The sequence below is a fragment of the Sphingobacterium sp. UBA6645 genome (genome assembly GCF_002455685.1).
GTDB lineage: Bacteria > Bacteroidota > Bacteroidia > Sphingobacteriales > Sphingobacteriaceae > Sphingobacterium > Sphingobacterium hotanense.
The window spans coordinates 1-12,714 of the sequence record NZ_DKLH01000019.1 but is presented as its reverse complement, the minus strand read 5'-3'; the positions used below and the strand labels follow the sequence as shown (position 1 = coordinate 12,714).

The window sequence follows — 12,714 nt, the reverse complement described above, 5'->3', positions numbered from 1 at the left end:
CCGCCATAGGTCTAACTACTAACTACTACTTCAGCATCATAGCCTCCTTATGGTTCAGCACCTGCTGATAAGTAGGGTCACCATGAACGAATAGGCTTTCATGGAAAGGCGCAGGAATCAAAACCTTCGCTTCGAATTTATCTAGGGGGATAAAGAACAGCACGCCGTGTGAAACCGATTTGTCATCGATAATTTGGGTGTATTTGCTGGCTTTTTCTCCCAGTTTTTTCTCTTTTTCTAGTTTTTTAATCAGAAGCTGCATATCTTATTTTTCCTCATGGAACACTAAAATAGGAACTTTGGAGTGAAATGCTAGATTATTGCTGATGCTGTTGTTGAACATACGATCGAAAAAGCCCCTATTGCGTTTCACAACAGCCAGGATATCAATATTGTTTTCCAACAGATAGGTTGTTATGGTATTTTCTATACTTTCTACCTCATCGAGGAGCACATAGTTGATGTCTTCGTTAGGAAACTCATGTCGCCAGTTCTCGGTTTGCAGCATGACATCGCCGACTTTCGAGTCGTGAAGGATATTTAAGCAATCGAGTCTCGCGTTGACAGCCTTCGCCATAATGATAGCTTCACGGAGTGCCGGTTTATCTTTTTCGCGGAAGAGCGTAGTGAATACCACACGATTGATGCCTTGATATTTGGCATGTGGTGGAACCGCTAATACCGGATTCTGAATGTTTTTGATAACATTGACAGTATTCGATCCGATGATTTTGGATAGGAAGCCGCTTTCTCCATGGGTGCCCATCACGACAAGATGAATTTTCTCGCGCTCCACGATCTTCTTCACCACGGAGGACACAGGGCCTTCTTCAAAGAGAAAAACAAGCTCTACGTCGGAAGCACCTTCGGACTCAGCAATCGTGCGCATGCCTTGGGTTTTCTTTTTATACGTTTCGAATTGGTTGAGTTCGATGGTTTGATAAACCTCGCCAATTAACTCGGGCTGACCGGCGTGAGTAGCGGATAATACGGGTTCTACATAAGTGTACAACACATATATCTTGGCATCAATCGACTTAGCGATGTGCAAAGCATAGACAAATGCATTTGTTGCAATGTCTGAAAAATCGGTAGGGAATAATATGGCTCTCATGGTCTTTCTTTTTTGCGTCACTTAAATTTACCAAATATTACGCAGAATGATAATGATAGTAGTCATTATTTCAGTATATCCTGTAGCATTTCATCAAGTTTTTACGTACTGATAATAAAATAAGTAATTTTGAGGTAGTATTATGGAATAAGGCTAATTAAACGATTTTAGGAAGAGAAGAAATTATGTCAGTATTGGAGCTTAGATAACCAGTGGGAATTTTAAATAAATACCTTGGAAATGGCACCCCATTGAACCTTAGAGTTGCTTTGGATAAGTGTGCTGTGTCTAACTCGGAGAAGGGTAAAGCCTTCTTGTACAAAAAATATTATGGCTACGTGATGGCTATTGTATTTCGTTACATGAAGCATGAGATGGAAGCAGAGGAGCTGACGAACGAATGTTTTGTGAAGATATTTACTAAAATTGAGAGCTTTAGCATACATGAGGATGATACCGTCTTGGAGAAAACTTTTAAAGCTTGGATAGGACGTATCGCTGTAAATACCTCTATTGATGCACTTCGCGTTCGTAAGCAGATGTATATGCTGGACGATCTGAACGGTAGTGACACCCTACATTTTGCAGTTGAGGCAGACAGCCGTTTAGAGTATAATGATATTATCGCCCTAATTCGTGAACTGCCGGATATCCAACGCACGATATTCAATATGTATGAAATCGAAGGCTACTCACATGATGAGATCGCTCGAGAATTAAGCATACCAGAGAGCACATCAAGAACTTATTTGACAAGAGCAAAGCAAAAGCTTAGAAAGCTGTATGCTACGCGTATTGATTTAGAAAGAATACAATCCTGATTCGTAGAGAAAAATGGAAAGCAACAAAAATAAAGACATTATTGATCACATTGTTAGGTCATTAAAGGATAAGGAGGAGCTACCTTATCGCGAAGGTGCTTGGGAGAAATTCCAGAGCGCCCAATTTGCACCTAAGCGTACGAAGGCTGCCTATTATTATTGGGCGGCTAGTGCGGCTGCGGCCCTTTTAATTGCATTTTTTGCAGTAAATAATTGGTCGGAAGCACCTGTTGGTGATAATACGCTTACAGCGAATAACTCAAATCCGACGGAACAAACGACGGTTGTACCGCAATTAGAGGATTCGCCGCTTGAAACACCGAATGATTTGCCATCTGCAAGCTCCCTTAGCTCAGGAGTGACGTCAGGATTGCTTGCTAATCAAACCGCATGGCAGCAAATGAGTTCGACTAATACGAATACAAATGAGCATGCTGTTGGAGAGTTACAGTTAGGTGATTTGCAAGCTGCGCATGTTGCTTTTGCACCGCAAATGATGAATATTCCTACCTTAAAGGCAGAAGGTGTTCAGATTAGGAATGTAGTGAACTTATCGAATGCTAAGCCCGTTCGTTCGGGTAATAGTGGGCATGTCATGGCTTATCAAGGAGATCAGTTTGCTATGCAAGCGGATGGTAAAGAACCTAAGCTAGGACAGAAGAAGTTTAGTTTTTCGGAACGTTTTGATTTAGGCTTATTTGTTTCTCCAAGCTCTACAAATGAGCAGATGAACTTTGGTGGTGGTATGCTTTTAGGATATAATATCAGTAAGAATTTGAGCGTGCGAACAGGATTAGCTTATAATCAATATGAGGTAGGGTTAATGAAAGACCCTATTGGCGCCCCAGAGACACAGATTCTTGCTTCATCGGATGTATTGGAACAGGATGCTAAATATAGTATGGTGGCTACGCAAGCGAGTCGCACGATGGTTTTACCGAATGTGAATGCCGTTAGTGGAAATGTTCAAGCTTTTGAAATTCCGTTGGAGGTGAAATATAAAACCAATGCTGGTTTATATGCTTCTACAGGGATGACATATGCGGTAGTACTTAATCAAAATCGCTATACACACTTTATCGAAAATGCGAATGCTGATTTGTTCGAAAAAGGTTTGCCAACGAGCTCAAAAGAGATGAATGATGCGGTACAGCCTGTGACACGTAAGGTGAAAACTGACGAAGAGAATGTGAATACAGGTAACTTCGGGGGCTTCGTGAACTTTTCAATTGGAAAAGAGATGCGTGTGAACAAGCGTTTGAACCTTTCAGTAGAGCCCTATGTAAAATTACCTGTAGGTAGCTTTAAGCAAGCGGATATGAATTATACGAATGGCGGTATTCGAATTATAACGAACTTTTAGGCATTAGTTTATATTTCATCGATCCTGACCCAGGACATTCCCGCCGCGATGGCACCTTGGACACCAGGGTCGCCATCTTCGAATACTAGACAGTCTTTAGGATCTACTTGTAAATGTTCTGCTGCCAATAAGAAGGGCTGAGGGGAGGGTTTTCCAAATTCAGTATCTCCCGCGCATACCAAGGTTTCATATTTGCCTTTCACGTCAATGACATCTAGCGTTATATTCAATGTTGAGCGAGTTCCGCCCGATACAACACCTATTTTCTTTATGCCGTGATAATCAAATAATACCTGACGCACGTAGTCTACGGGTTGGGTTTGTTGAATAAAGTCATGAATGAATATTGCAGATTTTCTTTTTGCGAAGATTTCGTAATCTAATTCTACCTGATAGCGTTTGCTGATTTCTTCTGCTACGGCAATAGTTGGCCATCCTGCTGTTTCGTCGATTAAATCGGGATCTAAATCAACGCCGTACTCTTTTGATACCGCGACATAAGCGGCTTTATGTGCGTAGATATTGTCGGCTAGTGTGCCATCGACATCAAATAATAACGCTTTGAAGGGAGAGGAAAGTTCTTTTAGTTTAAGGTATTTGTGCAATGATTGTTCATTCATGGCACAAAGGTAAGAAAGTCTCCGCAAATGGGAGACTTTCTTCAAGTTGAATTATCTTGATGCTTTACGGCGCTTAAGCTCTTTCATAATCAAGCTTAACTCGCGTCCAGTCTGTCCTCCAACCGACGTGTTTTCTTGTGCACGACGGAATAAATAAGGCATTACTGATTTTACAGGGCCGTATGGCATGTATTTAGCCACATTGTATCCCGATGCTCCTAAGTTGAACGACAAGTTGTCTGACATTCCTAGTAGCTGTGCGAAGAACACATGCGGGTGGTTATGTGGAATATTACGTTTTTCTAATTCTTCAGTTAAGATACGGCAAGATTCCTCGTTATGCGTACCTGCCATAAAACCAATACGATCGATGTGATCTAACATAAAGTAGATTGCATCGTTATAGTCATTATCTGATGCTGGTTTGTTAGGTTGGATTGGCGATTGATACCCATTCTCTTTAGCTCTTTCACGCTCAATCTCCATATAAGCTCCACGTACGATTTTAGCACCTAAGAAGAAGTTTTGCGTTTCAGCGTATGCGAAATCCGCTTTCAACGATGCTAGTTTGTCGTGTCTGTATAATTGATATGTATTATAAACAATCGGTTTTTGCTGATTGTATTTCTCCATCATCTCTCTTGCGATGTCGTCGATAGTATCTTGGATCCACGAGTGCTCCGCATCGATAAGGACTGGGATATCTGCCTCATAACATGCTTTACAGATTTGATCACAACGATCGTACAAGCGTTCGTATTCTGCTTTTTCTTCGCTCGTTAAAGTCTGTTTAGCATCAATTTTCGCGAATAAATCAAAGCGACCAAGTCCTGTAGGTTTGAACACACAGAATGAAATCAATGGATTCGTTTTTGCGGATACAACGGTTCTTAAAATCTCTTTGCAAGTTTCGTCGAAACTAGCTTCCGAGTCTTCGCCTTCCACCGAATAATCTAGGATAGTCGTGACATTTCCCTTACCTAGATCTTGGATGGCGTTATAACAGTCGTCGATGCTTTCGCCACCACAGAATTGTTTATAAATTGTGTTTTTAATGATCCCCGTTATTGGAAGTCCAATATTCAGGGAGAAATTGGTAATGGGAGTACCAATTTTAATCAAGGTATTGCTTGCTACCATTTTGAACAACCAATAAGCCTTGTTTAAATCCTTATCACTTTTGTTTTTAAAAGCGATTTCGGTATTGTTAAAGTCAAGCTTTGTAGGCGTTGATATATCCATGATACTATATTTTATATATTCTGCAAAAGTAGTTAATTAATTGTAGATTATTTTAATGGGAAGGTTGTAAAAAGTTGTCAATTGCATATTTTTGTTTATGCAAACGTTTACACTAAAAGGGGAGTTCATTCAGATGATCCAATTATTGAAAGTCATGAATTGGGTTGAACACGGAGCGATGGCGCAATGGGTCGTTGAAGAGGGATTGGTTAAGTACAATGGCGAGGTCGATCTTAGAAAGCGCTTGAAAGTTAAAGTAGGAGATATCGTCGAATTTGATGGGAATAAAGTAAAGATAATTTAACGTTAAAAATCCTATCTTTAGGCTGAAATTACATTATGAAAAAGATAACAAGCTTAGGTTATGACGTGGTGTTTGAAGATGATTTGAACGAACTACAGTCTTTTTTGATTGATCACGACTACTCCCAACTATTAATACTTGTAGACCGCAATACGAATGATCATTGCTTACCTGTGTTACAGGCGTCAATTCCGGATATTTTGGATTATGACATTATTGAAGTAGATCCCGGCGAAGAGAACAAGAATATTGACTTCTGTATCGGTGTATGGAAGACGATGCTTGACTTCGGTGCTGATCGAAAAGCGCTAATGTTAAATCTAGGAGGTGGCGTTGTTACAGACATGGGCGGATTCGCAGCAGCAACTTATAAAAGAGGGATAGACTTTATTAATGTACCGACGACATTGCTGTCTCAGGTAGATGCTTCGGTAGGTGGAAAGACAGGTATTGATCTAGACAACGTCAAAAATATCATTGGGACTTTTACTCAGCCACAGGCTGTGTTTATCTCTACGGTATTTTTGAAAACCTTAGATGACCGGCAGATTCGCTCCGGATTCGCAGAAATCATCAAACACGGCTTAATTCAAGACAAGGATTTATACAATAAATGTAGGTCATTGACATTGCCCGTTGTGCCGAATGAGATCGTATATGAGTCTGTTCAGATTAAAAATAAGGTAATCACGGAAGATCCGACAGAAAAGGGTTTACGTAAGATCTTAAACTTCGGACATACTATTGGCCATGCTATCGAAGGCTATTCTTTGGTGAATGATCAATCTCCCTTATTGCATGGCGAAGCGATCGCTATTGGTATGATCTGCGAGGCTTACCTTTCCCATCGCGTGAATAATCTTGATGATACCGAGTTGGAAGATATTGTACAGTACTTGAAGGCTGTCTATCCAGCTTATTCCATCGATCCATCGATTTATCCTGTGTTAGTCGACTTAATGCGCAATGATAAGAAAAACGAGAATAACCAATTAGGATTTGCATTGTTACGTAGCATTGGCGATTGCGATTACAACAAATATGTCGATGAAGATCTTATTATCGAGAGTTTAGATTACTACAGAAACTTAACTAAATAGATTATGAAGAAGTACGCGGTGTTCATAGTGCTATTGATGATTACTCTCTTCGGATTATCGGGCATTAGTTATGCGGCGTCGAAGAAAGTGTTGATCTTTACGAAGACCGCAGGCTTTCGACATGACAATATTGAAAAGGGCGTTGAAGTGTTGAAAAAGCTCTATGCAGAAATTGGTATACAATCAGTGCATTCAGAGGACGCAAATCTATTCTTATCAGATTCCCTAGCGACCTTTGATGCCGTTCTTTTCTTCAGTACTACAGGTACCATCTTCAATGAAGAGCAGAAGGTTGCATTTCAGAAGTATATACGCTCTGGCAAAGGCTTTATGGGCATTCATGCTGCAACAGATACAGAACATGACTGGCCGTGGTATAATCAATTGGTTGGCGCGTATTTCTTGAGCCATCCCAAAGTTCAAGAAGCCAAACTCCAAGTTTTAAATAGAAAGCACCCTGCAACCGAGCATTTAAACAAGATATGGGTGCACAAAGATGAATGGTATGATTTCAAAGACGTTCAATCAGGTCTTAATGTTTTGATGAATCTAGATGAGAAGTCTTACGAAGGCGGTAAAATGGGCGAAGTTCACCCCATCGCTTGGTTTCAGGAATTTGAAGGCGCACGGATGTTTTATACTGGGTTGGGGCATACCAAAGAATCTTTTGATTCTATCGCTTTTCAAAAGCATGTGGTCGGAGGAATACGCTATGTGCTAGGCTTATAAGAACGATGTAAAAATATAGAAGGAGGCTAAATCAGTCTCCTTTTTTTTGTCTGTAAAAAAAATGTTGCAAAAATATTTTTTTTATTCAAGGCTTTACGTAACTTGTAGTATAGAACCTAATAAGTGAGGAGGAGCGGATAGGAGTCACCAACTAGAGATTCCGCATCGTGAAGAGGCCATTTATAAACATTCATAGCTAATTTAAACGAACAAACATGAAACACACTTACACCCTTTCCCTTCGCAAAAGTACTTAGTGTAAGTTCCACACGATTTGCATTGATATTCTAGCTAACGTAATTCGATGGCATGGAATGCTATTGCATAAAATTTTGGGAATTTACCGAGATATCATAACCTAATAGATGTATTCTTTCATATCAAGGATTTATTGTAACTATTAGGGCATTGTTTAATTAAAAATATTTGCATATGTAACCATTACCCAACTCCAATAAAACAACAAAACAACTAATATATTAAACTATGGGAAAATCAATTAAAACCATTAGTGGCTCTTACATTCCTAAAGGGCTGCTGAGGGGCGGTTTCCTGCTTTCTTTGGGACTTTTGTCATTCAGCAATATGGCTGTTGCCGAAGGTAACCTATGGAATAGGATATCAACCCATCCACTACATGCGGTACAATCTACCGTAAAAGGCCGTGTATTAGATGCTAATACAAAAGAGCCAATTGCTGGAGCCACTGTAAAAGTGGTCGGCAAATCGACTGCCACTTCTACCGATGATGCTGGTAATTTTGAGATTAGTGCTTCAGCAAATGACGTGCTGGAAGTTTCCTACATCGGCTATCTAAAGGCTTCCTCTGTTGTTACTTCGGTTTCTCAAAACATCACGATTGAAATGGGGGTTGACAAAACTACCTTCGAAGAGGTCGTAGTAACGGGCTATGGTGCTCAGCGCAAGAAAGATTTGACGGGATCTGTTGCGGTCGTAAATGTAAGCCAGTTAAAATCACAACCGGCAGCCACTGCAGTGGAAGCTTTACAAGGGCGAGCAACAGGGGTACAGATTGTCAACGATGGTGCTCCAGGTTCCACCCCTCAAATCCGTATTCGCGGTTACAGTACGATCAATAACAATGAACCCTTATATGTAATCGATGGCGTTCCGTATGAAGGAAAGTTAAGCTGGTTCAACCAGAACGATATCGAGACCATGCAGGTTTTGAAAGATGCTTCCGCGGCGTCCATTTATGGTGCTCGTGCTAACAATGGTGTTGTAATTATTACAACAAAATCGGGAAAAGCAGGAAAAACCTTGGTCAATGTAGACGCTTATGCCGGTGTCGGCGTGCCGAATAGGGGAGCATTTCCAAAAATGCTGAGTCCTCAGCAAGTTGTCGATATGAAGAATACCTTATTCGGAACGAATAATGTTGTTCCTGATTACCTACTTGCCGGTGCAAAAAATAAAGATATTACGCCGGCAGACGTGGAAATGTCGAAATACTATTATAACTTAAAAGATGCAAACAACTTCTACCAAATAACCAAAGCCAACAAAGAGGGAACCAATTGGTTCGACGAACTGTCGCAAAACGCACCCATCCAATCTTATCAAATTGGAGCAACAGGTGGTAGCGAAAATGCAACTTACGCCTTCTCAGGGGGCTATTTGGATCAAAAAGGAACCGTTATACATACCGGCTTCAGACGTTACAATGGACGTACGAATACCCAATTCTCAGCTCTAAACAAAAAACTCCGTTTTGGAGAGAATTTGCAATATAGCTATACGGAAGGTTATGGCTTCGGGGTGAACCCGAATACTGCCGGCGGATATATCGGGGAAGGTTCGGTAATGGGATTTGCATATCGTATTCAGAACGTTGTTCCGGTATATGACGAAGGAGGAAACTTCGCCGGAACCAAAGGAGGATGGGGTAATGGTCAAAACCCTGTAGCGATGTCCTACCGTGCGAAAGACAATATGAATCGTCAGAACTTTTTCTTCGGTAATGCATTTGCAGAATACGATGTAATCCAAGGTCTGACCGCTAGAACAAGCTTCGGTATCCGTTATGAGAATTACAATGGCCTAAGCTACAACTATCCGAATCCGGAATTCACGGAGGGATCTTTCAACAACGGTATGAGCGAATACCACGGTTACACTACAGAATGGACTTGGACCAATACCTTGAATTATAAACCAAACCTTGGAGAAGACCATAGCTTAAACGTGCTCGTAGGTACGGAGGCAATCAGCAATCGCAATAGAGGTATCAACGGCTCTAGAAATGGCTATTTCATCTTGAATAGTTTGGACTATTTCTATCTAGATGCCGGTAGTACGAATATCAATAACGGAGGATCAGGTTCGGTTGGCTCTATGTTCTCTTTAATGGGTAAGGCTGACTATTCTTATAAAGATCGCTACCTATTGAGCGCTACGGTTCGTCGTGATGGTTCATCGAACTTCGGTGAGAACAATCTATATGGGGTATTCCCAGGTATCAGCGGTGCATGGCGTATTTCTCAAGAAGAATTTGCTCAGGGTGCCGAATGGTTGACCGATTTGAAATTACGCGCAGGGTACGGGGTGACAGGTAACCAACGCATCAGTGCATATGAGTACTTGGCACGCTATAGAGCTTCTTTAACCCAATCGTCTTATCCTATTAATAATGAGGTAGTGACAGGTATCTGGAAAAGTAACTATCAGAACCCAGACATCAAATGGGAGCAAGTAAAATCATTGAACTTAGGTATTGACTTTGCTGTACTTCAAGGCGATTTGGACGGTTCCATCGACTGGTATAATAAAGCAACGGAAGACATGTTATTCCGCGTTCCTTTACCTGCGACTTCGGTAGGTCGTGCAACTTCGCCTTACCAAAATATTGGCGAGATGCGCAATCGTGGTATCGAGGCTAGCTTAGGGTACCACTATGGCCGCCGTCAAGAAAAACCTTTCACCCTAGACATCACTGGTACCATATCCACGTATAAGAATGAAGTTGTGTCCTTAGCACCGTCGATTACGCAAGTAAACTATGGAGCTTTCCGCAGTATGCAGACTTCTTTGTTGAAGACAGGAGAAGAGTTCGGTGCTTTCTATGGTTATCAGGCTGATGGAGTTTATAACGACGACGCGGAATTGTCAAATTCACCGATCTATCCAGGAGCACGCAAAGGCGGCGCAAAATACAAAGATATCAATGGTGATGGCAAGATCGATCCTGCTGACCGTACCATTATCGGAAGTCCACACCCTGATTTTGTTTACTCATTAAACTTAGCGGCTGCTTACAAAGACTTCGATCTGACCTTATTCTTCTACGGATCTCAAGGTAATGACCTTTACGAAGCGACTCGTTATTTCACAGATTTCGGAGTGTTCAACGGTCAATACAGCACGCGTTTATTAGATGCGTGGAGCCCGAACAATACGAGCAGCGAAGTGCCATCAATCATTGGTCAAGGCGATCTTAATGAAATGGAAGTGGCTACTTCATCGCTTTATATACAAGATGGTAGTTTCTTAAAGCTTAAAAACTTACAGATCGGTTATAACTTGAATACCACAAAATTGTTTGGCCAGAATACGTCTTTCAATAAAATGCGTATCTATTTTGGAGCAACAAATCTATTCACGATTACGAAGTACACTGGATTAGATCCAGAGATTTCAGCGACACCATCCGATTACCCGGCATTGGGCGTGGACTTTGGAGTTTATCCCCAATCAAGACAGTACACATTGGGCGTAAGCTTAGGATTCTAAGATTTTTATTATTTCAAAAGAACAAATATTATGAAACGATATAAACTATATACCTATCTATTTGTTGGCGCATTAGCGCTGAGCTCATGTGGGAAAGATTTCTTGCAGAAGCTGCCGCAAGGGGAGCTTTCTGAGCCACAGGTAGGAAATAAAGAAGGAGTTGAAGGTTCCCTGTTAGGAGCCTACAGTATTTTAAATGGTAATGTAAGTGGAACCTGGGGCAATTATGCCTCTGCACCCAGCCAATGGCTATTTGGCGAAGTGGCGTCCGATAATGCCCACAAAGGATCAGAAGGGGGAGACCAACCTTACATGGCTAATATTGAAAGTTATAAAGCAACGAGCGTCAATGATAACTTGAGCACCATGTGGCAAGTTTATTACGAGGGCATCTTGCGCTGTAACAATACATTGAAATTGCTTGCTGCCGATCAAAGCGGTACAAAAGAAATCACTGAAGAGCGTGCAAAGCAAATTCAAGGCGAAACCAAAATGCTACGAGCGCATTATTATTTCTACCTGTGGAGAGTCTTTAAGAAGATTCCATACCTCGATGAAAATACCACCGCAGATCAGGCATTGACGATTGGTAACGATGTTGATGTGCTTCCTAAGATTGAGGAAGACTTACGCTTTGCCGTTGCTAACTTGAGCGAGCAAAAGTATAATAATGATGCCGGACGCATGAATAAACGCGCTGCGCAGGCTTATCTTGGAAAAGTTCTTTTATACAATAAAAAGTATCCAGAGGCGCTGACCTTGTTCAATGCGGTTATGGCAGGAACAGACCTAACCAGCATGCCATTTTGGAATAACTTCGATGTAACAAAAGAAAACGGCCCAGAAGCGCTTGTCGTTTCTAAACATGCTATCAATTCTAACGGAAATGCGGAGAATGGAAATGTCGGCGATATGCTTTCCGGATTGTCAGGAACTGCACCAGTTAACTGTTGTGGATTTTATCAGCCTACTATCGACCTTGTAAATGCATATAAGGTAGACGCAAATGGTTTACCATTGTTAGACAATTACAGAACAAACCCTTATGTGTCGGATTTCGGCCTACCAGCAAGTCAGAAAGAAGATTATGAGTTGAATGTTAATCTAGCGTTCGACCCACGTTTGGACTATACTGTTGGCCGTCGCGGTGTACAATACCTTGATTGGGGTACTATGGCGGGCGATTCATGGATTAGAGAGGTAGTAACCGGTGGTCCATTCGTAGGAATCAAAACGATGGTGCCTAAATCTCTATTTGGTGTTCAGACAGCTCCGGGTGAATATTATATTACCGGCTTAGATGTAAATATCATCCGTCTTGCGGATGTATATTTAATGGCAGCTGAATGCGAAATTGAGGCAGGAAGCTTAGCGAATGCATTGAAGTTAGTAAATGCCGTTCGAGCACGCGCAGCAACCCTAGCGCCTAAGAAGACAGCTTCTGGCGTCAATGCAGCAAAATATAATGTTAAACCTTATCCATCCTTCCCAGACAAGAATTTCGCACTTAAAGCAGTGCGCTTTGAGCGTCGCTTAGAGTTAGCGATGGAAGGACACCGTTTCTTCGACTTAGTACGTTGGGGAATCGCTAAAACTACGCTGGAAAGCTATTCAGCATTCGAAGGCGGAATTATCCCGACCTATAAAAACTTGGTATTCAATTCGAACAAC

Annotated in this window: 11 protein-coding genes; 7 read left to right on the top strand and 4 right to left on the bottom strand. The window is 41.4% G+C overall.

Annotated features, from left to right (window positions below; translation table 11 throughout):
- Positions 1-25 precede the first annotated feature (25 nt).
- Positions 26-262 carry a hypothetical protein gene (locus B2400_RS03245; protein ID WP_260040356.1) on the bottom strand — a complete coding sequence of 79 codons (237 nt, stop codon included), beginning with the start codon at positions 260-262 and terminating at the stop codon, positions 26-28.
- A 3-nt stretch (positions 263-265) separates the two neighbouring features.
- Positions 266-1,114 (bottom strand): universal stress protein, encoded by an 849-nt coding sequence (locus tag B2400_RS03240; RefSeq protein ID WP_293930721.1) that lies wholly within the window; start codon positions 1,112-1,114, stop codon positions 266-268.
- Positions 1,115-1,326: 212 nt separating this feature from the next.
- On the opposite strand from B2400_RS03240, the gene B2400_RS03235 reads away from it, so the two are divergent.
- Both B2400_RS03235 and B2400_RS03230 read left to right on the top strand, forming a co-directional pair.
- Positions 1,327-1,935 carry an RNA polymerase sigma factor gene (locus B2400_RS03235; RefSeq protein ID WP_149526334.1) on the top strand — a complete coding sequence of 203 codons (609 nt, stop codon included), beginning with the start codon at positions 1,327-1,329 and terminating at the stop codon, positions 1,933-1,935.
- 13 nt (positions 1,936-1,948) lie between these two features.
- A complete protein-coding gene (locus tag B2400_RS03230) occupies positions 1,949-3,298 on the top strand; it encodes a hypothetical protein (protein WP_149526333.1) in 1,350 nt (449 codons plus the stop codon).
- Between the two features lie 8 nt (positions 3,299-3,306).
- Here the strand turns inward: B2400_RS03230 and B2400_RS03225 are convergent, their stop codons facing one another.
- Together B2400_RS03225 and B2400_RS03220 are read right to left on the bottom strand one after the other, a co-directional pair.
- Positions 3,307-3,918 (bottom strand): HAD family hydrolase, encoded by a 612-nt coding sequence (locus B2400_RS03225; RefSeq protein WP_149526332.1) that lies wholly within the window; start codon positions 3,916-3,918, stop codon positions 3,307-3,309.
- A 51-nt stretch (positions 3,919-3,969) separates the two neighbouring features.
- Positions 3,970-5,160 carry a proline dehydrogenase family protein gene (locus tag B2400_RS03220; RefSeq protein WP_187773854.1) on the bottom strand — a complete coding sequence of 397 codons (1,191 nt, stop codon included), beginning with the start codon at positions 5,158-5,160 and terminating at the stop codon, positions 3,970-3,972.
- Between the two features lie 97 nt (positions 5,161-5,257).
- Between B2400_RS03220 and B2400_RS03215 the strand changes: the two genes are divergently transcribed.
- From B2400_RS03215 to B2400_RS03195, 5 genes are all read left to right on the top strand, one after another.
- Positions 5,258-5,464, top strand: coding sequence for an RNA-binding S4 domain-containing protein (locus B2400_RS03215; protein ID WP_149526330.1), 207 nt, complete (start codon positions 5,258-5,260; stop codon positions 5,462-5,464).
- A gap of 35 nt (positions 5,465-5,499) precedes the next feature.
- Positions 5,500-6,564 (top strand): 3-dehydroquinate synthase, encoded by a 1,065-nt coding sequence (gene aroB, locus B2400_RS03210; RefSeq protein ID WP_149526329.1) that lies wholly within the window; start codon positions 5,500-5,502, stop codon positions 6,562-6,564.
- 3 nt (positions 6,565-6,567) lie between these two features.
- Entirely contained in the window at positions 6,568-7,293 is a 726-nt protein-coding gene (locus B2400_RS03205) for a ThuA domain-containing protein (RefSeq protein WP_293930714.1), read from the top strand.
- Positions 7,294-7,779: 486 nt separating this feature from the next.
- Entirely contained in the window at positions 7,780-11,043 is a 3,264-nt protein-coding gene (locus B2400_RS03200) for a SusC/RagA family TonB-linked outer membrane protein (RefSeq protein WP_149526327.1), read from the top strand.
- 30 nt (positions 11,044-11,073) lie between these two features.
- Positions 11,074-12,714, top strand: a 1,641-nt coding sequence (locus tag B2400_RS03195; RefSeq protein WP_293930711.1) for a RagB/SusD family nutrient uptake outer membrane protein, incomplete at its 3' end; no start/stop codon positions are given.